General features: G+C 35.8%; 28 protein-coding genes. 9 read left to right on the top strand and 19 right to left on the bottom strand.

What is annotated here, in order from left to right; all coding sequences use genetic code 11:
• Position 1: 1 nt before the first annotated feature.
• The 15 genes from ACRASX_RS11160 to ACRASX_RS11230 all read right to left on the bottom strand — a co-directional run bounded on the left by ACRASX_RS11160 (position 2) and on the right by ACRASX_RS11230 (position 8,087).
• The gene (locus ACRASX_RS11160; RefSeq protein WP_432221278.1) at positions 2 to 340 is read right to left on the bottom strand and encodes a hypothetical protein; all 339 of its coding nucleotides are present in this window, start codon (positions 338 to 340) and stop codon (positions 2 to 4) included.
• The gene (locus ACRASX_RS11165) at positions 337 to 696 is read right to left on the bottom strand and encodes a hypothetical protein (RefSeq protein WP_432221279.1); all 360 of its coding nucleotides are present in this window, start codon (positions 694 to 696) and stop codon (positions 337 to 339) included. Before ACRASX_RS11165 ends, ACRASX_RS11160 begins: the two co-directional genes overlap by 4 nt.
• A gap of 146 nt (positions 697 to 842) precedes the next feature.
• Entirely contained in the window at positions 843 to 1,058 is a 216-nt protein-coding gene (locus tag ACRASX_RS11170; protein WP_432221280.1) for a hypothetical protein, read from the bottom strand.
• 128 nt (positions 1,059 to 1,186) lie between these two features.
• Entirely contained in the window at positions 1,187 to 1,684 is a 498-nt protein-coding gene (locus ACRASX_RS11175) for a hypothetical protein (protein ID WP_432221281.1), read from the bottom strand.
• On the bottom strand, positions 1,681 to 1,890 hold the full coding sequence (locus ACRASX_RS11180; RefSeq protein WP_432221282.1) for a hypothetical protein: 210 nt from the start codon (positions 1,888 to 1,890) through the stop codon (positions 1,681 to 1,683). The genes ACRASX_RS11175 and ACRASX_RS11180 overlap by 4 nt, the downstream gene beginning before the upstream one ends.
• 97 nt (positions 1,891 to 1,987) lie before the next feature.
• On the bottom strand, positions 1,988 to 2,179 hold the full coding sequence (locus ACRASX_RS11185) for a hypothetical protein (RefSeq protein WP_432221283.1): 192 nt from the start codon (positions 2,177 to 2,179) through the stop codon (positions 1,988 to 1,990).
• Positions 2,180 to 2,181: 2 nt separating this feature from the next.
• Complete coding sequence (locus tag ACRASX_RS11190; protein WP_066309572.1) at positions 2,182 to 2,385, bottom strand: hypothetical protein; 204 nt, start codon at positions 2,383 to 2,385, stop codon at positions 2,182 to 2,184.
• A gap of 125 nt (positions 2,386 to 2,510) precedes the next feature.
• Positions 2,511 to 3,161 carry a DUF3164 family protein gene (locus ACRASX_RS11195; RefSeq protein ID WP_066309570.1) on the bottom strand — a complete coding sequence of 217 codons (651 nt, stop codon included), beginning with the start codon at positions 3,159 to 3,161 and terminating at the stop codon, positions 2,511 to 2,513.
• Between the two features lie 8 nt (positions 3,162 to 3,169).
• Positions 3,170 to 3,472 carry a hypothetical protein gene (locus tag ACRASX_RS11200; protein ID WP_432221284.1) on the bottom strand — a complete coding sequence of 101 codons (303 nt, stop codon included), beginning with the start codon at positions 3,470 to 3,472 and terminating at the stop codon, positions 3,170 to 3,172.
• A gap of 3 nt (positions 3,473 to 3,475) precedes the next feature.
• Positions 3,476 to 3,877 (bottom strand): hypothetical protein, encoded by a 402-nt coding sequence (locus tag ACRASX_RS11205; RefSeq protein ID WP_432221285.1) that lies wholly within the window; start codon positions 3,875 to 3,877, stop codon positions 3,476 to 3,478.
• An 11-nt stretch (positions 3,878 to 3,888) separates the two neighbouring features.
• Positions 3,889 to 4,524, bottom strand: a complete 636-nt coding sequence (locus ACRASX_RS11210) for a hypothetical protein (RefSeq protein WP_432221286.1) — start codon at positions 4,522 to 4,524, stop codon at positions 3,889 to 3,891.
• Positions 4,508 to 4,969, bottom strand: coding sequence for a hypothetical protein (locus ACRASX_RS11215; protein WP_432221287.1), 462 nt, complete (start codon positions 4,967 to 4,969; stop codon positions 4,508 to 4,510). Before ACRASX_RS11215 ends, ACRASX_RS11210 begins: the two co-directional genes overlap by 17 nt.
• Positions 4,969 to 5,814, bottom strand: a complete 846-nt coding sequence (locus ACRASX_RS11220; protein WP_432221288.1) for an AAA family ATPase — start codon at positions 5,812 to 5,814, stop codon at positions 4,969 to 4,971. The genes ACRASX_RS11215 and ACRASX_RS11220 overlap by 1 nt, the downstream gene beginning before the upstream one ends.
• 85 nt (positions 5,815 to 5,899) lie before the next feature.
• Positions 5,900 to 7,843: a hypothetical protein gene (locus tag ACRASX_RS11225; RefSeq protein WP_432221289.1), complete on the bottom strand. Its 1,944-nt coding sequence runs from the start codon at positions 7,841 to 7,843 to the stop codon at positions 5,900 to 5,902.
• A gap of 10 nt (positions 7,844 to 7,853) precedes the next feature.
• Positions 7,854 to 8,087, bottom strand: coding sequence for a hypothetical protein (locus tag ACRASX_RS11230; protein ID WP_432221290.1), 234 nt, complete (start codon positions 8,085 to 8,087; stop codon positions 7,854 to 7,856).
• A 56-nt stretch (positions 8,088 to 8,143) separates the two neighbouring features.
• Here ACRASX_RS11230 and ACRASX_RS11235 point away from each other — a divergent pair, with 56 nt between their 5' ends.
• The 3 genes from ACRASX_RS11235 (at position 8,144) to ACRASX_RS11245 (ending at position 10,743) form a co-directional block, all read left to right on the top strand.
• On the top strand, positions 8,144 to 8,965 hold the full coding sequence (locus ACRASX_RS11235) for a hypothetical protein (protein ID WP_432221291.1): 822 nt from the start codon (positions 8,144 to 8,146) through the stop codon (positions 8,963 to 8,965).
• An 800-nt stretch (positions 8,966 to 9,765) separates the two neighbouring features.
• Positions 9,766 to 10,278 carry an IS110 family transposase gene (locus ACRASX_RS11240; RefSeq protein WP_432221292.1) on the top strand — a complete coding sequence of 171 codons (513 nt, stop codon included), beginning with the start codon at positions 9,766 to 9,768 and terminating at the stop codon, positions 10,276 to 10,278.
• A gap of 21 nt (positions 10,279 to 10,299) precedes the next feature.
• Entirely contained in the window at positions 10,300 to 10,743 is a 444-nt protein-coding gene (locus ACRASX_RS11245) for a transposase (RefSeq protein ID WP_432223084.1), read from the top strand.
• Positions 10,744 to 10,782: 39 nt separating this feature from the next.
• On the opposite strand, the gene ACRASX_RS11250 is transcribed toward ACRASX_RS11245, so the two are convergent.
• On the bottom strand, positions 10,783 to 13,137 hold the full coding sequence (locus tag ACRASX_RS11250) for a hypothetical protein (RefSeq protein ID WP_432221293.1): 2,355 nt from the start codon (positions 13,135 to 13,137) through the stop codon (positions 10,783 to 10,785).
• Between the two features lie 126 nt (positions 13,138 to 13,263).
• On the opposite strand from ACRASX_RS11250, the gene ACRASX_RS11255 reads away from it, so the two are divergent.
• The 3 genes from ACRASX_RS11255 (at position 13,264) to ACRASX_RS11265 (ending at position 17,177) form a co-directional block, all read left to right on the top strand.
• Positions 13,264 to 14,808, top strand: coding sequence for an IS1182 family transposase (locus tag ACRASX_RS11255; RefSeq protein WP_432221294.1), 1,545 nt, complete (start codon positions 13,264 to 13,266; stop codon positions 14,806 to 14,808).
• 363 nt (positions 14,809 to 15,171) lie between these two features.
• Entirely contained in the window at positions 15,172 to 16,032 is an 861-nt protein-coding gene (locus ACRASX_RS11260) for a tyrosine-type recombinase/integrase (RefSeq protein WP_432221295.1), read from the top strand.
• Positions 16,017 to 17,177, top strand: a complete 1,161-nt coding sequence (locus ACRASX_RS11265; RefSeq protein WP_432221296.1) for an IS91 family transposase — start codon at positions 16,017 to 16,019, stop codon at positions 17,175 to 17,177. The genes ACRASX_RS11260 and ACRASX_RS11265 overlap by 16 nt, the downstream gene beginning before the upstream one ends.
• 234 nt (positions 17,178 to 17,411) lie before the next feature.
• Here the strand turns inward: ACRASX_RS11265 and ACRASX_RS11270 are convergent, their stop codons facing one another.
• Positions 17,412 to 17,705, bottom strand: a complete 294-nt coding sequence (locus ACRASX_RS11270; RefSeq protein ID WP_432221297.1) for a type II toxin-antitoxin system RelE/ParE family toxin — start codon at positions 17,703 to 17,705, stop codon at positions 17,412 to 17,414.
• 1 nt (position 17,706) lies between these two features.
• A complete protein-coding gene (locus tag ACRASX_RS11275; protein ID WP_188050870.1) occupies positions 17,707 to 17,949 on the bottom strand; it encodes a type II toxin-antitoxin system ParD family antitoxin in 243 nt (80 codons plus the stop codon).
• A gap of 350 nt (positions 17,950 to 18,299) precedes the next feature.
• Between ACRASX_RS11275 and ACRASX_RS11280 the strand changes: the two genes are divergently transcribed.
• Complete coding sequence (locus ACRASX_RS11280; protein WP_432221295.1) at positions 18,300 to 19,160, top strand: tyrosine-type recombinase/integrase; 861 nt, start codon at positions 18,300 to 18,302, stop codon at positions 19,158 to 19,160.
• Positions 19,145 to 20,305, top strand: a complete 1,161-nt coding sequence (locus tag ACRASX_RS11285) for an IS91 family transposase (RefSeq protein WP_432221296.1) — start codon at positions 19,145 to 19,147, stop codon at positions 20,303 to 20,305. The genes ACRASX_RS11280 and ACRASX_RS11285 overlap by 16 nt, the downstream gene beginning before the upstream one ends.
• A gap of 230 nt (positions 20,306 to 20,535) precedes the next feature.
• Here ACRASX_RS11285 and ACRASX_RS11290 read toward each other — a convergent pair whose 3' ends face one another.
• Positions 20,536 to 21,171 carry a hypothetical protein gene (locus tag ACRASX_RS11290; protein WP_432221298.1) on the bottom strand — a complete coding sequence of 212 codons (636 nt, stop codon included), beginning with the start codon at positions 21,169 to 21,171 and terminating at the stop codon, positions 20,536 to 20,538.
• 188 nt (positions 21,172 to 21,359) lie between these two features.
• Here ACRASX_RS11290 and ACRASX_RS11295 point away from each other — a divergent pair, with 188 nt between their 5' ends.
• Positions 21,360 to 21,890 (top strand): hypothetical protein, encoded by a 531-nt coding sequence (locus tag ACRASX_RS11295; protein ID WP_432221299.1) that lies wholly within the window; start codon positions 21,360 to 21,362, stop codon positions 21,888 to 21,890.
• Positions 21,891 to 21,940: the final 50 nt, after the last annotated feature.

The following is a 21,940-nucleotide window of genomic DNA, read 5'->3' on the forward strand; positions in this document are numbered from 1 at the left end:
ATTAAGCAAGTTGTTGATTTAAAGTGGATTGAATGTGTCGTACCACATTGCGATCGTATTCGTTTAGTGGGTGATGGCTGACAACTATTAAAAACTGCTCTAAAAAATGAGCTTCGAAATACTCTAAACCAAAATTGATTTTCTTTTTTTTAGCAAAAAGATTGGTTTGTATCATTTGCGTTTCCAGGTGCTTCTTTCTGATTTTTAAAGCGACTTTCTCCAGGACAAAACGACTTACTTTTACTTCTCGCGTTTCTACTGATAAAACTGTTTTTATTGCATCGAAACAATACACTAAAGTGTTGAGCTGTTGATTGGAAAGTTTTAAGGTTATTTTCATGATAGTTTCTCACCTAAGTTTTTCAAATAGTCCAGCTTTTCAATACAGTACTGGTACGTATCAATATCATAAACTCCTTTTGGCACTCTAAAGAAAAATTGATTTCGTTGAGCGTCGTGGAAAATTTCGACACCGTGATGAACTCCTACTGCTTTGCGAAGCTTCCATTCACTTTCAAACCATTGCTTCATTTGATTAGCAGGTTCTAACACACGTTCAACAATTAACTTGTTAACCAATACTTTTCCGCATTTTGTTTTATGGAAATCTGTTAAATAGCATATACGTCCGTTATATAGTATATTCTCTTTTTTTAATTTCTTTAAAAGCTCTGTTTTGCTTGTTATTGTTTTCATTCTAACATTCGGTTTTAGGTTCTGCGAGTGCCTCGCCACAATCGGCACACGTTAATTGAGTGGTTTCGCAAGTGGCGACACTTTCTAATACTTTTAGGTAGGCGACATCGTGGGCGCATACCTTGGTTATGCTGTAATCTTCCATCTTAATGGTATAAACCGCAATTGGAGCAGTAGAAACTTCCTTCTTTCTCTATAATAGGCGTGTGACATTCGCATTCATGGCAATAATGTTGCGGTAGTAAATCTTCGTCGTATTCTAAATCTGGACTAAAACCATATAGAAAATCAATATAAAATCCAGCTACAAAACCGATAGCTGCAGCGATAGTTATCGCTAGTATTAAATAGTAGTAACTCATAATTGTTTTTTTTTAGTGGTTAGACATTTTATCATTTTGTTTCTGAAGGAGAGACGCTTTTATCAACGTAGACAAACGTTCGAACGTCTTTAAGAAACTGTACTGTTTGATCTATTAAATTTTTCATGCTATTTGTATTTTTTGGTTATCATTGATTTAAAACATTCTATAATTTTCGAAACTTCCCACGGTTCCATTTTCTTTAAAGGCTTTTTAACTGGCGATAAATCACTCTTTAAAAAGTTGCTTAATCGTTCGAGGTCGGCAACTTCGCCGTGTCTTTCATTGGGTACCGTCCACTGCAGCGTTCGGAGATTGGCCATAACGCCTAAGTGCTGTTTGTTCTTGCTGTCGAATAATGCCCAGTTGTCTTCGTGGCTTTCGGCTTTCGGCTTTGAGCTTTCGGCGGTGTCGCCTGTTTGCTGTTTGATGATCTTGACGGCTTGCGCTTGGGTGATGCTCTTTAAACTGGTTCGCGACGTGTCTTCGGTTACCCATTGCACCCATTCGTTTTTCATTTCGACTTGGTAGTTGCAATTGTTCATGATGCGATTTATTTGAAACGGCGTGATGGGTAAGTGATCGCCGTAGACTACTGGTGGTTTGGTTTTAGTTGCTTTTGTCATTCTGATTGGCTTATTAGTCTTAATGATTGTTTGAGTCTGAAATACTCGTCGTTTTTTTCGCAAATTTTTGTTTCTAAACCTTCCGCATCATAATCGCCTAAATCGTCTCCCCATTCTTTTAGGATTCTTTTTCTAAGTAATTTTATGCGTGCTTCGATGAGTGGAACTACTCGTGCCAAATGGTGCTTTTCTAAGTTTATATACATTGCTTGTTGTTTTATTGTTTGTCCGAGTGGCGGGATTCGAACCCGCAGAGGTAAACTCATCCACTTTTTAACACTCGGTACCGAATTAACTAACCTATTAATCGATGTTCTCTACGATTCCGTAAAATTCATTGTGACCACAATTAGGACACACATATTCACTGTCGCAGCTTCGTCTTTTTCTAACTTTTACTTGCTCATCAAATGGACCTTCCCATTTGCAGGTTTTCTTGGTGCATTGATAAGCGGTTGGTTTCTCGCCGTATCGTACAAATCTCATTTTTGACATTGCTATTTGGTTTTATAGGTTGCTTTTGCGTGCTTGGTAAATGCTTTGTTATTTATTACCATTTTCTCATAGTTCTTAAAGGCGTTCATTTCGGTACTAGACAAATCGTGTTTGCACGTCCAGTTGTTGAATTGATCTTTGCAAACCAAGTGACCGTTAACCGTGTATTCTTGGTGATCTTTTACTGGTATTATTTCTACGCTCATTTTGTCGTTGTTTGTAGTTGGAGTATATTTTGAAATGCAGCCACTCTATATAAATGGCGATGTCTTTTTTATTCAATACTACTAGCAGAATCGCTAGTAGTATTGTGGTGGTGTAATTGCTCATATTACAGGCTAGAAAAGTTTAAATACAAGTTTTGCCATTTGCCATCGGCACCTTTCATTTTGAACTCGTAGCCGTAACCTTTGAGGTGATTCGAGAACGATTCTTTGATTAACTTCAATCCTTCTTTCCATCTTGGATCATCAAACTTGTCTTCGTGCTTGTACAAATCCATTACTCGACCGTATTCGAGATCACCGTTTGCGTTGCGCTCCAAGAAACTCATTAAGATGTCGTGCATCTTGGTATCTCGTTTTTTGATGGCATCACCCAAAAACTCTTTGATCAGCTCGACTGCTTTTCCGCTTCGTTCGTCCCAAACGGGTTCGGTGTCTCTTCGTCGTGTAATGCGCATGGTGTCGTCTGAATTGGTTACTGAAAAACCGCCTTTGGAGTTGCTGCGAACTTTACCGTATTCTGAAAGCTTCACCGCTTGCTTGTCCATTTCGATGTGACAGTACGTTTTGAACTCTCCCAACTCTCTAAATAAGGCACTGGCGGTTAGCAGTACTTTTTCGACCATTTGGTCACGGTCTTTTTCGTAGGTTGCTTTTTCTTTTTCTTCTTTAGCGCGTTCTGCTTTTTTGCGGTTCGCTAACATTTGTTCTAATTCTGCGGTGGTTAATTCGGGTACTAATTGCGTTGTTGTATTCATATTTATGGCTACTTTAAAAATTTATCGTTTGTGAATCCGCCCCAACTGGTAGCGTGTATTTGTTCTAGTGTTTTGTTGATCTTATTGTCAACGTGTGCTGCAACTTGGTAGGTTCTAACTTCGTGCGGAAATATTTCGCCGTTATTGGCTGCTAGTTGACTGAAGTAGGAACCACGCTCTTGGTTGATTGTGATGCGTTCGCCTGTCGAAAACACTTTGTTTTTTCCAAAACTCACACGATCCAGTTCGGAGCAGTACAGCAACACGTTGTGCAAGTCCTCAAGGCGTTGGTTTATTATTTCGGTTGTCATAGGCTAGTTTTGATTAATGATGGACATTTCGATTCTGATTCCCGCTACTTTGGTCGTTCTTGGTTTTTGCTCTCGCTTTTTGGCTGCTTCTAATAATGCTTTGGGAAATCTTGACATTAATTTGCTAACCGTTTGACACCACAACCAATCTTTGTCTTTTCCTGCAGTGTTCGGGTAATGGCTCAAGAGGTGGCGGCATTCGGTTTCTTCTTTTTTCAACTCGATTAAAAACCATTTGTTTACGGCTGCATTGGCTACCACTTTTTGAAACTCCAGAGAGTTAAGCGTTACACTTTCGACCCAGTAGAACCAAAAGGCGAGTAATAGATCTTGTTTGGTTTCGCATACTTCCATGGTGCTCATTAAAAAGTCTGCTGCTGATTCTTTGTTGATTGTTGTTTTCATGTTGTTTTGTTTTAAACTATTTCATTCCAAAATTTAGCGGCTCTCTTTGCCCAAATAACGAATGGCTCTCCACCACCGTTTAATCTTCCGTCGGGAAACATTTTGAAACCCTCAACCCATAATTTCAAATCGACATCAAACATGATGTCATCGGCTAATGCGCCTTTTGGTAATTTTCCTTTTGCTTGCGAAATCCAAATAATGCCTTTGCCTTTTTTTAACATCAATTCCTTTAACTGGTAATATTGTGCTTTGGTGATTCGGGTATATTGAACTGAATCGACAAACAAAAAATCGGGTGATTTGGGTTTGTTCATTCGTATTAACAAATCTTCAAAAGGTTCTCGATCCAAAAGCATGAAAGAGTTACCGCAAGACTCCATGTGATTTCTTTCTAAAGCTTTTTGCATCGTTGCAGAAACTCCTTGCTCTAAAGAGTTGTAAGCAACTTTGCCGAAGTTGGTCAAGTACCTTGCAAACTTGATTGCGAATTCGGTTTTACCGTTTGTGGTACCTCCCCAAATGATTGCCGAAAATGCTTTGTCGGGTTTCCCTAAACTGGCTTCCATTTCGCCAGAGAATTCGAGTGTGTTGAATTTTTTTGAAAGAACGTTTGATACAGAGTAGGCTCTATTTAATTTCCTCATAGAATTTGCTTTTGTAATAACCACTTTGCGATACTCCGTATTCCTGACAAAGTGATTTTATGGTTTCTTTTGGGTACCTGCTTCGGATGTCGTCAAATACTTCTTTAGTCATTATTCTTTTGGCTGCAATTGCAGGATTGTCTTTTTGATTGCTGGAGGTTGATCCTGTTTTTCCCCAGCATAAGTTGCTGTAATGGTCGCCACCATCTTCTAAGACTCTACGTGCGGTCATTTCGCCTGTGGGTTTAACCCCTTGCCACGCTTCGAGCGTCAACCTTGTTACGGTTACTGTTTTTTGGTTGATTGTAACTACTCTGCGGCCTTTTTTGGTTTTAGCGTGTGCGTGTTGATAAATATTGATCGACTGACTTCTTAATAGTATTACGGTCCCGTCCTCATTTATTTTGAGGTCTTCGATTATCGGGTGGTATCTAAATTCACTCATTAGGATGCTCTTTTGTTGGCAAATACCAAACGTTTAACTCGTCGCAAATCTCCATCGGCATCTTTGGCAATACCTCTGATGGCCTGTTCGTCTGTCAAGCTGTTCGCCACACATACGGCTTTGATGTCGGCATAAGTGGTTTGGTCTAACTCGATGAAACGCAAACCCACACGGCTGTAAATCTCACGGTAGCCTTTCTTTTGCATGGCGATTCCACGACGGATGCGCTTTTCTAAATATTGAGTTGCCATGATGGTAATGCCGCAATGTCCTTCGAGTTCGTTGTATAGTGTGATGAAAAACAATAGCACGGTATCGGTTAATTTGTCGGCTTCGTCTAAAATGATTTTCGGGTTTGATACTGACTTTAAAGTGGTAACCGCTTTGTGCATCATTTCGGGCAAGGTCATACCGTCGGTTTCTTTTCCCATTTTGGAAAGCAACTCACGTAAAAACCATTTTTTGTCCCAATATTCGTTGCAAGACAATCGAAACACGTTTTTGTTTTCCTCTTCGTATTTTTTGGCGATTGCCGTTTTTCCGCTTCCTGCATTTCCTGTTACTGCTAGTACTAAAGCAAAATTTTGAGACTCTGAGAATAACTTCATAAGCAATTGCGAGTTTCCCGTTTCGGCTATTTTCCATTCATTGGTGCCAATGCCTAAAAAGGCAGAAACTTTGCGCCACATTTCTTCAGCTATGTTTTCCCAGTTGTGGTTTCTCATTTGTGATAGGGTAGCAGCAGAAACGGTTTTCATTTCGATAGCGACTTTGTTTTGCGATCCTTTTTGAGTGATGTATTGATCTAAATGTTCTACGATTGCTAATTTGTCTGTGTGTGTCATAATCTTAGGTTTAATCAGTGTTTAAATGGTTTTTTAAATAGTTTTAAATGCTTTTTAAATAGTTTTAAATGCTTTTTAAATAGTTTTAAAATCGTGAATGAAATGCGGTTCGGTCGGTTTCCATTTGTTCCTCTTTTGGGAGGTGTCCTTGAAACTTTATCATAAGTTCCTGTTCTTCGATTAAGCTTTCTCGACTGATGCCCGAACGCTTAATTAAATTTTCATAAGCGAGTTGATCTCGTTTTAATTCTGCATCCCGAATAGCAATGTCTTGGTCCAGCAATGCTCTTGAATTTCCTTTCATTAGCACTGGAATAGATTCGTGCATTCGTTTGGATTGTGCATAAGCAACAAATGTTTTTTCTCCTGATGGCGTCAAATTGTACAATCCAACAAATTCGTCCAGTCGTTCAGGATCATATCTTACGATCAAACTTTCGCCAACATATTTCCTTCTAAATTCAAGGTCGATGTTGTTGGTTTCATCATACACCTCGTAGATGTAGTCTTTACCTTCAACCGTTAGCGGCATTCCGTGAGCGTAGTATTTTTTAACCTTGGTTTCGTCAATCCAAAACATGGATAATTGATCCATAATGCTTATTTCTTCACGGTGTTCGGTCTCTTCGTTATATCTTTCGATTCTACTGTATGTCCAGTCCTCTTGTTTCCCTGCATTCCATTTGTTTACCAATGCTGTAAAGATTTTATTAAACTGATCTACCGTTGGAAGCGCTTCTTTGTATTCTACAATAAAATCCGTGTTCGGTTTATTGGTTGCGGTTCTCACCTTGATGCTTTGTTTATCCGAGAACCACATTTTAGAAATCACTTGTTGTTGCAAGCGGTTAAAAATTTGTTCCGCTGGACTTGATTTTCTACCTACTTTATGGCTGTAATGATGTCCTTTTACGGGTAGTTTATCATATAGATTTTGCATTTTTCCAGATGTATGACCCGATTGTTTATCATATGTGAACAAATGCGGACGACAACCCGCCTCGTTAACAGCCATTTTAATGGCTCTAAAATGCGATGCGTGGTTTTCGGAGTATGCAATGTCCCATCCTATTATTTTTTCGCTATGAACGTCAAAAACAACGTTTATTTTCAGTTCGGCAGCCATCTTTTGTTTGTTATCGGCAAAGTGTACCAAATCCAGTTTAGTACCATCAATCGCCCACCAAGCATTTGGGAACCATTGTGTGCGGTTACGAGTAACGGTGTGTCCAAAGTGTTTCATATATTCGTCTTTTCCGTCACGTGCGAGCATCCATATTCGTTTTTGTTCTGTTTTGTCGAGCCATGCGCCAACGGCTCGCTCACTTAATGTTTTCCATCCTTTGGCTTCTCGTACTGATTCGTAAATTTTCACTACTTCAGTAATTGTGTATTTTACTGGAAGGCAGTATTGCGACATGATCCAATCAGCAACTTCGTCAACAATCTTAGAAGGGTTGGAGTTGAGCCATTTTCCTGAAACGATAGAGCTGTAACCTTCTTGCTCGTATTTTTGAATGGCACGTTTAAAAGAAACTACGTTCTTGTATCGAGTGTGCATCCAAGTTTCAGGCAGGTTACCAATAGCCTCAAGCATCCTTTCCCACATTTGTTTTTTTCCTCCAAAGCGTTTTTGAACTACTACGTTAGTGGCGATGTGCTTAACAGCGTTGAACATGATCGCTTGGTGCGTGTATTCTTTTTGCTTCTCTTCGGGTAGGTGTGAGCCATTTTCCAGTAGGTAAGTAGCGAAGTATTGTTCTGCATTGTGGTCCCATTGCATATGATCACCAAAAACAATGTTTTTGACACTTGCATAAGGATCACCCACTTTTTCACGAATTAGTTTTTTAAAACGATCGGGGATGGATTCGTAGGCTACAAGAGCTTTGCGACCGTTACCGCCGATAACTGTTTTCTTTATTTTACCGTTAGAGCATAAATATTTATAATTAGCCTCTGACATTATTCCTTCGGAGTAAAGCCAATTGCTAGATACACAAAGCGTGTTTTGCTGATACTCAAACATACAATTGGGATTAAAGTTTATTTTGCAAATCTTTTACTAGATCTTCTCTATTGGTAATAATTCTATCCAAAGCATTAAAGGCCTCAGCATTACCACGAATAAATCTTTTTTTGGCAGCATCTGGTGAGCAACTAAGTGCAGCTCCGAGAGTTGTGTAGTCACCATACTGCAATCTTTGTTCAAGACTTTCAATTTCTTTTTTAGTTTTTAGTCCGTTTGTTAGGACAATATTATTTTTCTCCATAGTTTTGTCTTGTTGTCGTGACAAATATAGATAAAATAATATCTCAAAAACAAATTATGGATAAAAATATATCCTTTATCAAGGAAAGAATTTTGCAATATGCTGAATACAAAGGAATTGGTAAAGAAAAATTTATAGAAAATCTGGGAATGACTTATGGTAATTTTAAAGGAAAACAAAAATTAACATCAGTAAATTCAGATTTCTTAGACAGTATTTTATCTAAATACCCTCAAATAAATATTGAATGGTTGTTATCTGGAGTTGGAGAGATAGAAAAAAAATCTGAAAGTATTCCAGTGAGAGAAGAGGGTGGTTCTTTTATCAGTGAGCTTAATGGATTAGTGTATGAGATTCAAAACGAAGCAAAGCTTTTCGATGATAATCAGGAGCCTGAAGTCTTAGGAAATTCTAGCGGCAATAAGTACTTTGTTTATAATGACGGGACAATTAGAATTGAGGTGTTTAAGATTCCATTTGTTGCACACGCTTCTTATGTAGAGTGTTACAACGACATAACAGTATGTAAAGACGAATTTTCGACCATTACATTTAAAGTTGATCATATCGGTCGTGGGAATTATGTAGGCTTTGAATCCTTTGGAGAAAGCATGTGGAATGGTGGAGGTTACGATACGCCTTCCGGAGCTGATATATTAGGTAGAGAAGTTGGTAAGCATTTATGGGCTAATGGCTTTCATAATACTAAATACGGTTTTGTAGTCATTACAAAAGACGGAATTTGGCATAAAGATATCACAGAATTGAAAGAAAATGGAAAGATCACTTTGTCATCAAGAAACCCAAATTCAAAACCTTTTGATTACCCTTTGAATGACGTATTACAGATTTTTCATGTAATTAAACGCTCTTTTTAGCTCAAGTTACTGATATTCAATAGCGTAAATTAATATATAGCTATTAGCAACAGGCTTTATCCCTATGCTGATAGCTATTTTTTTATCCTTTAAACAATCTTTTATAGTAGTACCTACTTGTTGGTAGATATAAAAATATCTAAATACCTAACCCCAACACTAACCCCAACACTAACCGCAAAACATAAAATCAATCTATATTAGTGAGATGGCATTCATTTAAAACAAGGCATAAAAAAACCGTTTAAATACTATTTTAAACGGTGCTATTATTTCTTAATTCCTTTATTTTACTGCTCTTGTGAGCCTTTTAGGTATGTTTTCCTGTGACAATGGTAGTTGTTCTGTTTAAAGCGTTTAAAATGCTTATTTGAATGGTAGTTAAATGGTACTAAATGTACTTTTCGTTTTAAGTTGCATTTTCGACCTTTTTTGTCTTAGACCTTGATTTCATTGGACTTTTCGACCTTTTTTATATTAAGTAGATTGATACTTTTGGTTATACCCCCTATATTTCCTGATTCTGCGCTTAAATTGCCACCAAAGTCTCGGCGCTTCGCGAGATTGGGGACATTTTAACAGAGTATTTTCTGCAGAAACGAAGATATGATAAAAAACGTTAATTCCACTAAAACCCCAATCTCGCCAAACGGCTTAGGCATTATAGCTTCACTAACATGATTATCCCTGCTCATTTCTTGCTTCAAACCTTACAGTTTATTTGACCATAAAGTTCGTGTTAGGATCGTTGGTTGTTGTGCAAGAGTTTGTTCTCTTAATTAAGAATAAAATTATATAAAATGGAAGAGAAAAACAATTATTGTGGTATTGATGTTTCTAATGAAACCTTAGATGCTTATTTTAAAAACAAGAAGGGAATTGAACAACATTTACAAGTATCCAATTCGGTAGCTGGATTTAGAGAATTGATCAAAGAATCTGGTAAAGAGACCCATTTTGTTATGGAATCTACAGGAGTTTATCATTTGCGATTTATTTTCTTTTTGGATAAAAAAAATATAAAATTCAGTGTGGTAAATGCACTTCAAATCAAGCGTTATATCCAGATGCATTTAGAGCGTAATAAATCCGATAAAAAAGATGCCAAACACATCTATGAATATGGATTGAATCGCAATCCAGAATTGTATCAAATGCCTGACAACAATTACTTTGAGTGCCGTTCATTAAACAATGCTATACATGATTTAACCAAGGAAATAACCAAATTTAGCAATCAGATTCATAGCTTAAAAAAGTGTCCTTTTGATACAAAATCAGTAGAAAAAAGCTTTCAAAAAATCAGCAAATAGCTAAGACAAGAGAAGCAAAATATAGAACTTGAATTACAAGAGAAACTAGTTCAATGGGAGGGAGAAACACTTAAGTTAGTACAGAGTGTAAAAGGAATTGGAAGTAGGGCTTCAGCCGAATTAATTATCTATACCAAGGTGTTCAAAGACATGAATTCTTATAAACAATTGATCTCTTATGCCGGTTTGAGTCCGACCGAATATCAAAGTGGAAGTAGTATAAGAGGACGAGTCAGAATATGCAAACAAGGAGGTCAACAACTGCGTAATATTTTATATATGTGCGCCTTAAATGCGAAGAAAACCAACTCCCATTGTCGTGATTTATATGATCGATTAGTGGCTAAAGGGAAGAACAAAAAAGCAGCTCTAATTGCCGTATGCAACAAGCTGCTTAAAATTGTATTTGGAGTCGTAAAAAACAGAACTTTATACCAGGATATTTATTTGCAAAAAACGACGTAAAAATTAGTTTCTTTACACAGTTCATGTTGGCAGTAGTAGCTATTCTTTCAATGTTCCATTTTTGTATGTTTCTTTATTTATAATTTTTTTAGTTTTTAGATCTATAAATGAAGTTTTCCCATTTCTTAATCCATCTTTAATTTTTCTTATTTCTTTGGTATTGTTTTCATTGTCTAAATATTCAAACTCTCCTGAAAATAGACTTTCATCCAATTTTAAATATAATTCTTCCGTATTTTTATTCTCTATGAATTTTATTTCAATTTTTACTTTTTGCTCATAGAAATAATAAGTCCATAAATCGATTTTATTTTCTTTGTTATATTTACCTGTAATTAGTGGTTCGTTATCTAAATTTGCTAATAAAAAAGTACCATCTTTATATCCTAAAGTTCCGTCTGGTTCTTTACTAGTTTTTATAAAGAAATCAAATTGAAAAAAATTATGGTCTATATCATCATTTTTTAACCAATATTCTTGTGAAACTATAACATCTTTTAGATATTCAGTTTCTATACATTTTAGATTATTTTCGTTTCGTTCTATAATGTCATATTTTTTAATTTTTGTTTTCCCTAAACTATCATTAATGACTAGTTGCGTTAATTTGCCATTTTCAAATTGTTTTATAAATCTAGGTTTGTTAAAATTATTGAATTCAATATATTCACCATTTAGTTCATCGTTTTTAAATGTGAATTCACTTTCAATTTTATTTTCTTGATAATATTCTACCCATTTACCTTCCTTTTTATTATTTACATATTTTCCTTTTTGAAAGACTGAATACGGTTTGTTTTCTATATCGTTTTCGATATATCTTCGTAAAAATTCACCGTTTTTTAAACCATTTAAAAAATTGCCTTTTACTATTACTTGACCGATAGAGTCACGTAATTCGTAGATACCATTTAATTCATCATCTTTATAATATGATGTTTCTAGAATTTTTGTATAAACTTGTTTTACACAAGAATCTAATTTGACTCCATTTTCATCTATTTCATTACACGGATATTTTTCATCATCAAGGAAAGAGAATCTAATCGACTTACCATTTCGTTTGTCATTTGAGTAATTTTGAGTTAAATATAATTTTTTTGAGTATTCGGTTGTTCCACCTCCTTCTTTCGACCAATTGGTGTAATAGTATTTCCATTCTCCATTCTTTAAATTATTGTTATAATTTCCCTCGGCTCTTAATGTAGATGTAATATCATAAGTTTTCCAATATCCTGTTTTGTAATCTTCTGAATATTGCCCCTCTGTAAGTAATGTCAATTTTGAAATATCTGTATTTATTAGTCCACCTCCAAATAATCTTGCTTGGTCAATATAAATTTTATAATTTCCATTTAATTCATCGCTTCTATAATTACCTATTAGTAGACTATCTCCATGTATTTCTTGAAAAGCACCTTCTTTTAAATCTTTTGAGAAATTTGTATAAGTTAAAAGTTTTTCTGTTTTTCCATCTAAATAAAAGGTTTTCCAACTACCACTTTTTTCGTCATTTATGTATTGACCATATTCTTTCAAATATAGCTTTTTAGTATCGTCATCATAATATAAATTAGTATGTAGACCATTTTTTAAATCGTCTTTGAAATTTGTTTGATATGATATTTTATTGTTTTCATAAAATGTAAGTAAGCCGTTTTTATTTCCATTAACAATAAAATATTCAGCGTTTTTATCTCCATTTTCGTTATACTCAATTACTTTACCATTAAGGACTCCATTAACATAATTACTTATTTTCTGTAGGTTTCCATATTCATCATAGTATTTAAAAACACCATTAATTTTATTATTTGCTAAAGTATATTCAGCTTTTATAATATCATTATCGTAATATTCTGTTTTTTTTCCGTTGTATGAATCATAAATTCCTGCTTTTTTTATTAGGGTTATATTGTAAGCCGTTAAACTTCTGTCAGACCAATCATCATCTTTCCTTTTTGAGTTTGATATTTTTAATGTATAACCTAGATTAGTGTAAGTAGATATAACTTTTTCATCCTCAATTTCACTATCGATTAGTTTAAAACCATTTGAAACTAAAGAATTTTGAATTAAAAGATATGAAGTTTTATTAAAAATTGAATAGGATATTTTATTTGGATAGTTGTCAAAAGTATATAAGTAAAACCAACCTTGTGCTTTATCGCTATAATCGTTTTTATTATAAGACCAAGTAATTGTGCTATATTTTTCATTGTTACCTTCTTCGGAATTGTAATATGTCCAACCTTTTATAAGCATAAATTGATTAATATCTTCCCATTTTTTTTTATTACAAAGAGTTGTTAAATCAGTTAAAGTAAGTTTTTGTCCAAAACTATTTGAGGATAATAAAATTATTGAAAAAATAAGAGTTAATTTTTCTTTCATATGGTCTTTTTTATTGCGGTGCGGTGCTATTACTGCCAACGTCAGTCTGTGAAAAAACCTCCGTTTTTATTCAAACAAATATAGCAAAACAGTTGAAATAAAGTACTAAATTTCGTATTTTTAAGAATGCAACACATCACAGGAATTTCCCGTAACCAAATGACCATTTCTTCATTAGAATCTAGCATTTCTACAGATAATCCCATCCGATTCATCGATGCTTTTGTAGAGCATATTGATTTAAAAGCATTAGGTTTTGAAGTACAAATACTAAAAACCGAAGGTCGGCCTAGTTTTGAAACTAATATTTTTCTCAAGCTTTATTTGTACGGCTATCTCAACGGCCTTCGTAGTTCGCGAAAACTCGGAAAAGAATGCCTGAGAAACATTGAAATGCAGTGGTTATTAGAGGGTATTGGCCCCAATTACCACAGTATTTCTGATTTTAGAAAAAACAATCCTATCGCCTTAAAGAACTTATTCAAACTTTTTGTTTCCTTTTTGAAAGATGCCGATTTAGTAGGATGTCAAACCATTGCTATCGATGGGACTAAAAGCCGAGCGCATAATAGTAAGAAAGCCAACTTCAGCCAAAAGAAAATAGAGACACACTTGGCATATATTGAAGAAAAAACCCAAGAATATTTATCTGATTTGGAACAAAACGACACTCAAGAAAACAATACAAAAATCACTACTATTCAAGCCAAAATAGAGCGTTTGAAAGCCAATAAAATCAACTACGAGCTTTTGACTGAAAAACTAAAAGAAAGCGGGGAACCCCAAATTAGTACTACCGACCAAGATGCGCGAGCTCTTTTGGTACAAGGAGTAGTGGTAGAAGTGAGTTACAATATTCAAACAGCGGTTGACAATAAACACAATTTAGTAGTTGCCACCCACACTATAAATCGTAATGACCTTAACGCATTAGGCGCAATTGCTTTGGAAGCCAAAGAAAATTTAGAAGTAGAAACCTTTACGGTTTTAGTAGACAAAGGCTACCACAATGGACGAGAAATCGCTCAATGTAAAGAACATAATATTACGACAATTGTAGCACATCCTACTCCAGGAAGAAGTAAAGAAAGTACTATACAACCCGAATATTTGGTAGCACAATTTCAATACAACAAATCCGACGACACGTATACATGTCCCCAGGGAGAAATCTTAAAAACCACTGGAAGATGGCACAAGAAAAGCGGTAGAACCGAACAAAGCGGTTATCAATTTAAAAAATACCGAACACCAACTTGCAAAGAATGTCCTGTAAAACATTTATGCACCAGCAGAACAACAGGACGGGAAATCGACCGAAGTGAGTATGCGGACGCTGTTGAAGAAAACAACAAACGCTATCAAGAAAACCCGCAATTGTACCGCACGAGACAGGAGATCAACGAACATATATTTGGTACTATCAAGCGACAATGGGGCTACAACCATACCAATTTAACGGGTCTTGAAAAAGTAAACGGAGAACACAGTTTAATTATGCTAGTTTACAACATCAAACGTACCATAAATATTTTGGGAGTACCGGATTTAATTGCCAAAATCAAGAACTGGAAGTCACCCTACAAGATCAAAGTCTTGTTTTTATTAAAAACGAACTATTTAAAGCCGAAATCAGGATTTGTTTTCTTTCCACTTCAATTTGTAGCCTAAAAAAACAGGCTTCTTAAAAGGCTTTATTTGGATTGTAGTAATACCAATGTGAGGGCATATTAGAGGAAAAAGAAGTTTTTTCACAGCCTGACGTCTTGGCGCTTGCCGAGGTTGGGGACTTTTGAAACCGAGTATTTTCGGCTTAACGTGAAGGTAATAAAAAAACGCTAATTCCACTAAATCCCCAATCTTGGCAAACGGCTGTTGAACTAAACCTTCGGTAGTGTTTTGGGTGAAAATGTTAGTCCTTTGTAAAAATACTAAAACTTTTTACATGGGTACAAAAAAAAGCATCCTGATGCTTTAAGGGAAAACAAAATCCTTAATCAGGCAATTCGTGAAGTTCCAAATTTTGAGGAACTCTTGCATCGATTTGAACGTACGATTTCTATTTTAGGCAGAAGTCAAAGCACCTTTTCTAATTATGCTCGGCATGTAGCTTCTATGGCTTTGCATTTTGGAAAAATCCCCACTGAGCTTGATGTAGAGCAGGTGCAAGAATACTTGTTTATGCTTCAAAAGCGTTCCAAAACACCTTCACAAACCTATTTCAAGCATTGCGTTTACGGACTTCGGTTTCTTTTAAAATCCGAAGGACTTCCTTATGAATACCTGCATTTACCTTCTATAAAGCACGAGAAAAAACTTCCAACAGTTCTCAGTAAAGAAGAAGTTTGGCGGTTGCTCCATAGTTGCCAACTACTTAAACACAGAATGCTTATTGGACTTTTGTACGGTTGTGGATTGCGTTGTATGGAAGTACGAAGTGTGCGTTTGCAAGACTTGGATTTTGATCGCGAGCAACTCAAAGTGGTGCAAGGCAAAGGCAAAAAAGACCGCTATGTTCCACTATCCAAACATTTAATCCGCGGACTCAAAACTTACATTGAAGCCGAAAAACCCAAAACCTATCTCTTTAACGGTCAGTCTATTGAACGAGCTGGAGGAGACTTCGATAGCCGCTATTCCCAACGTGGCGTACAATGGGCTGTCAAACAAGCCTGTAAATCCGCTGAAATTACTAAAGAGGTTTGCGTGCATACGCTTCGACATACTTTTGCTACCCATTTACTTGAAGATGGACTAGATATTATCACATTAAAAAATCTTTTGGGACATGAGAATATCGAGACTACAATGGAATATTTGCATATTGCTCAACTTGACACTATAAAAGCTTTTAGTCCGCTAGATACACTTTTCGAAAAATGCAGCCGCAAGTAGCTGCTAAGCGAAGTGGAATAGCCTGTATTGAGCGGAGTCGAAATGAAGTAGCTCATGTACTAGAAAAACTGGGAAGCAAAGTAGAGAATCTAGGACTCAATACCTGGCAATTGCGGACTTTATCAGCCGTGCGAAGATGTAGAACGGCAGCTTTAGGCGGTCATATTGATGCGTGTGATCAATGTGGTAAAATTAGTATTAGTTACAACTCGTGTCGCAATAGACATTGTCCCAAATGTCAAGGTAAAAACCGCGAAGATTGGGTACAAGCTAGACAAAGTGAACTCTTACCAGTTCCATACTTCCATGTGGTTTTTACTTTGCCTGATAGCATTAATAGTCTGGCTATTCATGATCCAAGATTAGTGTATGATTTACTTTTTGAGTCGGCATGGGAAACGTTGAAAACCTTTAGTAAAGCCGCAGCAATCCAAAGCGGAATGATTGCTGTTTTGCACACTTGGGGACAAAATTTATCCCTTCATCCACACTTGCATTGCATTGTTCCAGGCGGTGGTGTGGACAAAAATGGCAAGTGGCAAAACATACCAGGCGATGGTAAATTTTTGTTTGCAGTCAAGGCATTGTCCAAAGTTTTTAGGGCAAAATATTGTGAGAAACTAAAAGAGAGAAGCCCTGATAATTATACCAAAGTCAAGAAACAATTGTGGGAAAAACAATGGGTAGTGTTTGCCAAAAAGCCTTTTGGAAGTCCAAAATCAGTAGTGGAATATTTAGGAAGATATACCCATAAAATAGCCGTTAGCAATAACCGAATCCAAAGTATAGACAATCAAAACGTAACTTTTAGCTACAAAGATTACCGTCAAAACGGATTTAAGAAACAAATGACACTTACTCACGAGGAATTTATCAGAAGGTTTGCGTTGCATATTTTGCCTAAGCGTTTTGTTAAGCTCCGTCATTATGGTTTTTTGAGTAGCACTTGGAAACGGGAGAAACTAAAAGTTTTACAAGAAAAACTAAAGGTAAAAGTGCTAGAAAAAGTAGAGAAGAAACCTTTTTTGCCCAAATGTCCTTGTTGCAAAACAGGCAATTTACATCGGATATTGGTATTTGATCAGCGTGGTCCGCCTGCTTGGTATCTTGGCAATAGCCAAAGCTCAAATCCCTGTAAGAACTAAATTTATGGGTAAGGGATTTTATGCCCAATCCCGAAGCTTGGAGTGAAGGAAATCACTATAAAAACCATTCTGTTTATACTGCAAAAAAAAAGAGACGTTTTAGCCTCTTGTAATCTCTCTACTCATTTTACGATAACTCCATAGTGCTGACGGCATGTAATCGGTTCCGTTCAACCGCGGCTTCATTGTTCGTCTTTCAGACGCAACGAAGCCTTAGCTGTTATGTGAGGTTCCTTATAGTCTGCTTTTCAAATCCATCATTCCGTGAAGAATTCTTTCGACTTCTATTTCACTCTTTGATATAATTGAGTAGAAAATAATGTGTTCGCCTGATTTAAACCCCAATATTCCTTTAGTTATTATATCATAATTTCTCCCAAGCTCTGGATTATTTGCCAAATCGTCACAAGTTGCTAAAAGCAAATTATAATACTTTTCAGCTTGCATTTCAGACCAAGTTTCAATTGTATAATCCCAAATATCAGATAAATCATTAACTGCTTTATTAGTTAAATAATATTTAGCCATTTTAACTTTTTCTTGCTTTTAGAACCTCAAGATAATTTTTAGCATCAAAATTTACTGCACGACCACTTTCAATCCCATCATTAATTGCTTTTCTTAAAGCAATTATCTTATTTTCTTCATCTTCCAAAAGACGAAGCCCTGCTCTGACAACTTCACTTGCGTTATTGAATCTTCCATCATTAACACTATGTTCAATAAAACTTTCGAAATGATTACCAAGCGATATAGAAGTATTTCGTCCCATAATTAAATTTTTTAGCTAAGTTACCAAAAAATGGTAACTTTCCAAATTTCCGCGATTTTTTTTTGGAATCTCACATAACGTCTTGGCGCTTGGCGTGGTTGGGGACTTTTGAAACCGAGTATTTTCGGCTTAACGTAAAGGTAATAAAAAAACGCTAATTCCACTAAAACCCCAATCACGCCAAACGGCTGTTGAACTAAACCTTCGGTAGTGTTTTGGGTGAAAATGTTAGTCCTTTGTAAAAATACTAAAACTTTTTACATGGGTACAAAAAAAAGCATCCTGATGCTTTAAGGGAAAACAAAATCCTTAATCAGGCAATTCGTGAAGTTCCAAATTTTGAGGAACTCTTGCATCGATTTGAACGTACGATTTCTATTTTAGGCAGAAGTCAAAGCACCTTTTCTAATTATGCTCGGCATGTAGCTTCTATGGCTTTGCATTTTGGAAAAATCCCCACTGAGCTTGATGTAGAGCAGGTGCAAGAATACTTGTTTATGCTTCAAAAGCGTTCCAAAACACCTTCACAAACCTATTTCAAGCATTGCGTTTACGGACTTCGGTTTCTTTTAAAATCCGAAGGACTTCCTTATGAATACCTGCATTTACCTTCTATAAAGCACGAGAAAAAACTTCCAACAGTTCTCAGTAAAGAAGAAGTTTGGCGGTTGCTCCATAGTTGCCAACTACTTAAACACAGAATGCTTATTGGACTTTTGTACGGTTGTGGATTGCGTTGTATGGAAGTACGAAGTGTGCGTTTGCAAGACTTGGATTTTGATCGCGAGCAACTCAAAGTGGTGCAAGGCAAAGGCAAAAAAGACCGCTATGTTCCACTATCCAAACATTTAATCCGCGGACTCAAAACTTACATTGAAGCCGAAAAACCCAAAACCTATCTCTTTAACGGTCAGTCTATTGAACGAGCTGGAGGAGACTTCGATAGCCGCTATTCCCAACGTGGCGTACAATGGGCTGTCAAACAAGCCTGTAAATCCGCTGAAATTACTAAAGAGGTTTGCGTGCATACGCTTCGACATACTTTTGCTACCCATTTACTTGAAGATGGACTAGATATTATCACATTAAAAAATCTTTTGGGACATGAGAATATCGAGACTACAATGGAATATTTGCATATTGCTCAACTTGACACTATAAAAGCTTTTAGTCCGCTAGATACACTTTTCGAAAAATGCAGCCGCAAGTAGCTGCTAAGCGAAGTGGAATAGCCTGTATTGAGCGGAGTCGAAATGAAGTAGCTCATGTACTAGAAAAACTGGGAAGCAAAGTAGAGAATCTAGGACTCAATACCTGGCAATTGCGGACTTTATCAGCCGTGCGAAGATGTAGAACGGCAGCTTTAGGCGGTCATATTGATGCGTGTGATCAATGTGGTAAAATTAGTATTAGTTACAACTCGTGTCGCAATAGACATTGTCCCAAATGTCAAGGTAAAAACCGCGAAGATTGGGTACAAGCTAGACAAAGTGAACTCTTACCAGTTCCATACTTCCATGTGGTTTTTACTTTGCCTGATAGCATTAATAGTCTGGCTATTCATGATCCAAGATTAGTGTATGATTTACTTTTTGAGTCGGCATGGGAAACGTTGAAAACCTTTAGTAAAGCCGCAGCAATCCAAAGCGGAATGATTGCTGTTTTGCACACTTGGGGACAAAATTTATCCCTTCATCCACACTTGCATTGCATTGTTCCAGGCGGTGGTGTGGACAAAAATGGCAAGTGGCAAAACATACCAGGCGATGGTAAATTTTTGTTTGCAGTCAAGGCATTGTCCAAAGTTTTTAGGGCAAAATATTGTGAGAAACTAAAAGAGAGAAGCCCTGATAATTATACCAAAGTCAAGAAACAATTGTGGGAAAAACAATGGGTAGTGTTTGCCAAAAAGCCTTTTGGAAGTCCAAAATCAGTAGTGGAATATTTAGGAAGATATACCCATAAAATAGCCGTTAGCAATAACCGAATCCAAAGTATAGACAATCAAAACGTAACTTTTAGCTACAAAGATTACCGTCAAAACGGATTTAAGAAACAAATGACACTTACTCACGAGGAATTTATCAGAAGGTTTGCGTTGCATATTTTGCCTAAGCGTTTTGTTAAGCTCCGTCATTATGGTTTTTTGAGTAGCACTTGGAAACGGGAGAAACTAAAAGTTTTACAAGAAAAACTAAAGGTAAAAGTGCTAGAAAAAGTAGAGAAGAAACCTTTTTTGCCCAAATGTCCTTGTTGCAAAACAGGCAATTTACATCGGATATTGGTATTTGATCAGCGTGGTCCGCCTGCTTGGTATCTTGGCAATAGCCAAAGCTCAAATCCCTGTAAGAACTAAATTTATGGGTAAGGGATTTTATGCCCAATCCCGAAGCTTGGAGTGAAGGAAATCACTATAAAAACCATTCTGTTTATACTGCAAAAAAAAAGAGACGTTTTAGCCTCTTGTAATCTCTCTACTCATTTTACGATAACTCCATAGTGCTGACGGCATGTAATCGGTTCCGTTCAACCGCGGCTTCATTGTTCGTCTTTCAGACGCAACGAAGCCTTAGCTGTTAGCAGAAGTTATTTTTCCATCATTTTTTTTAATTCCTTTTCAAGATAACTAATTAATATGTTACGAAATTTTTGTGTAGATTTTGTGTAACTTATTGTGTCTTTTCGATATTGAGTTAGCTTTTCCGAAATAACATCTAATTTATTAGTTTCGTTTTTCTGATTAATATGTTCAATTTCTAAAGATAACTCTTCAAAAAGTTGTTGAAATTTCAGTGTTTCAATAGTTAAATCAGTTCTTGCCTGATAGAATTCTTGGTCACTAATAAACAACTCTATTTCACCTTCTTTAATGTTGTATAAACGTTTTGCTTCTAATATTCTTTCAAGTCGTTGTTTATTTATTTCTTTTGCGTTTGAAGAATAATCTACTTCATTATTTGAAATAGTTCTTTGCCAATTATTATATGCTCCAAAATAATCTAATATATAGTTCCTTTTTAAAGAATTATAGTCAACTATATTTCCCGTTAATATACTTATAGAACTTTCAACAGTTTTTACCTTTTCTGTAATATCTTCTTTGGTTGCGATATTTTTTCCTTTTTCTGAAAAATAGCTTGGTAACAAATTTTTAATCATAAAATAGGCGATTACTATCGCAACGAGAATTAATATTTGTACAATAATTAGTATTATTTCCATATTTTTTGGGTTAATTTCTGCTAACGTTCTCTCGCTTTGTGATGTTACGGCACATAGCGAACGATAAATTTTCGGCTACCGAAAACATGAACGTAACAACAAAATTTAATTTAACTACAATTGCCGTAATAGCACAAAACGAGTGTTATATGATGGATTTTTATTTAATAAGACAAAAATAAATAATAATGAAAATAAAAATATGGATTACAAGAAGTTGCGGAGGTAGTTTAACATCGAGAGGATTAGGAAATGTTTTCGTTTGGTTTCAAGAACCTTGTTTACATATATCTGAAATGAATGAAGAAATGTTTGCTCTTAACGATACATTCCATAAAAGCCTATATGGTTCTTTATATTCTAAAAACTCTCACCACAACTTTTTGTACAGAAGTGAAAATGATAAATTTTCTTTATTTGGAACAAAAGTGATTAGAAATGCTGACGGTATTGATTTGCCTAAAAATTTGGTGGAATTAGAAAAAGAAAATAAATTAAGATTTGAACACCGTGTTTTTGGAGACGGAATCAAAACTGATTACAAACCAACGAAAGTACCTCTTGTATTTGGTTACGATAGTAATATTTCTCAAAAAATATGGGAAATGATATTAGATGAGTTTGAAGGAATCGACCAAAGAGAATGGAGTGAACTAGACAACAATAAACCCTTTTGGAAGTTTTGCAAGCAAATGGAGATAGAAATTTTAAATGTTTAGTATAGCTCAAGCTATCATATAACTAGTATATATGCGCCTTACAGTAGCGT

The organism is Flavobacterium sp. TMP13 (genome assembly GCF_050847115.1).
Classification (GTDB): domain Bacteria; phylum Bacteroidota; class Bacteroidia; order Flavobacteriales; family Flavobacteriaceae; genus Flavobacterium.

What these genes read in the sequence shown, in the direction of transcription:
- ACRASX_RS11160 (WP_432221278.1), bottom strand. Translation starts at nt 340, where the DNA reads ATGAAAATAACCTTAAAACTTTCCAATCAACAGCTCAACACTTTAGTG.
- ACRASX_RS11165 (WP_432221279.1), bottom strand. Translation starts at nt 696, where the DNA reads ATGAAAACAATAACAAGCAAAACAGAGCTTTTAAAGAAATTAAAAAAA.
- ACRASX_RS11170 (WP_432221280.1), bottom strand. Translation starts at nt 1,058, where the DNA reads ATGAGTTACTACTATTTAATACTAGCGATAACTATCGCTGCAGCTATC.
- ACRASX_RS11175 (WP_432221281.1), bottom strand. Translation starts at nt 1,684, where the DNA reads ATGACAAAAGCAACTAAAACCAAACCACCAGTAGTCTACGGCGATCAC.
- ACRASX_RS11180 (WP_432221282.1), bottom strand. Translation starts at nt 1,890, where the DNA reads ATGTATATAAACTTAGAAAAGCACCATTTGGCACGAGTAGTTCCACTC.
- ACRASX_RS11185 (WP_432221283.1), bottom strand. Translation starts at nt 2,179, where the DNA reads ATGTCAAAAATGAGATTTGTACGATACGGCGAGAAACCAACCGCTTAT.
- ACRASX_RS11190 (WP_066309572.1), bottom strand. Translation starts at nt 2,385, where the DNA reads ATGAGCGTAGAAATAATACCAGTAAAAGATCACCAAGAATACACGGTT.
- ACRASX_RS11195 (WP_066309570.1), bottom strand. Translation starts at nt 3,161, where the DNA reads ATGAATACAACAACGCAATTAGTACCCGAATTAACCACCGCAGAATTA.
- ACRASX_RS11200 (WP_432221284.1), bottom strand. Translation starts at nt 3,472, where the DNA reads ATGACAACCGAAATAATAAACCAACGCCTTGAGGACTTGCACAACGTG.
- ACRASX_RS11205 (WP_432221285.1), bottom strand. Translation starts at nt 3,877, where the DNA reads ATGAAAACAACAATCAACAAAGAATCAGCAGCAGACTTTTTAATGAGC.
- ACRASX_RS11210 (WP_432221286.1), bottom strand. Translation starts at nt 4,524, where the DNA reads ATGAGGAAATTAAATAGAGCCTACTCTGTATCAAACGTTCTTTCAAAA.
- ACRASX_RS11215 (WP_432221287.1), bottom strand. Translation starts at nt 4,969, where the DNA reads ATGAGTGAATTTAGATACCACCCGATAATCGAAGACCTCAAAATAAAT.
- ACRASX_RS11220 (WP_432221288.1), bottom strand. Translation starts at nt 5,814, where the DNA reads ATGACACACACAGACAAATTAGCAATCGTAGAACATTTAGATCAATAC.
- ACRASX_RS11225 (WP_432221289.1), bottom strand. Translation starts at nt 7,843, where the DNA reads ATGTTTGAGTATCAGCAAAACACGCTTTGTGTATCTAGCAATTGGCTT.
- ACRASX_RS11230 (WP_432221290.1), bottom strand. Translation starts at nt 8,087, where the DNA reads ATGGAGAAAAATAATATTGTCCTAACAAACGGACTAAAAACTAAAAAA.
- ACRASX_RS11235 (WP_432221291.1), top strand. Translation starts at nt 8,144, where the DNA reads ATGGATAAAAATATATCCTTTATCAAGGAAAGAATTTTGCAATATGCT.
- ACRASX_RS11240 (WP_432221292.1), top strand. Translation starts at nt 9,766, where the DNA reads ATGGAAGAGAAAAACAATTATTGTGGTATTGATGTTTCTAATGAAACC.
- ACRASX_RS11250 (WP_432221293.1), bottom strand. Translation starts at nt 13,137, where the DNA reads ATGAAAGAAAAATTAACTCTTATTTTTTCAATAATTTTATTATCCTCA.
- ACRASX_RS11255 (WP_432221294.1), top strand. Translation starts at nt 13,264, where the DNA reads ATGCAACACATCACAGGAATTTCCCGTAACCAAATGACCATTTCTTCA.
- ACRASX_RS11265 (WP_432221296.1), top strand. Translation starts at nt 16,017, where the DNA reads ATGCAGCCGCAAGTAGCTGCTAAGCGAAGTGGAATAGCCTGTATTGAG.
- ACRASX_RS11270 (WP_432221297.1), bottom strand. Translation starts at nt 17,705, where the DNA reads ATGGCTAAATATTATTTAACTAATAAAGCAGTTAATGATTTATCTGAT.
- ACRASX_RS11275 (WP_188050870.1), bottom strand. Translation starts at nt 17,949, where the DNA reads ATGGGACGAAATACTTCTATATCGCTTGGTAATCATTTCGAAAGTTTT.
- ACRASX_RS11285 (WP_432221296.1), top strand. Translation starts at nt 19,145, where the DNA reads ATGCAGCCGCAAGTAGCTGCTAAGCGAAGTGGAATAGCCTGTATTGAG.
- ACRASX_RS11290 (WP_432221298.1), bottom strand. Translation starts at nt 21,171, where the DNA reads ATGGAAATAATACTAATTATTGTACAAATATTAATTCTCGTTGCGATA.
- ACRASX_RS11295 (WP_432221299.1), top strand. Translation starts at nt 21,360, where the DNA reads ATGAAAATAAAAATATGGATTACAAGAAGTTGCGGAGGTAGTTTAACA.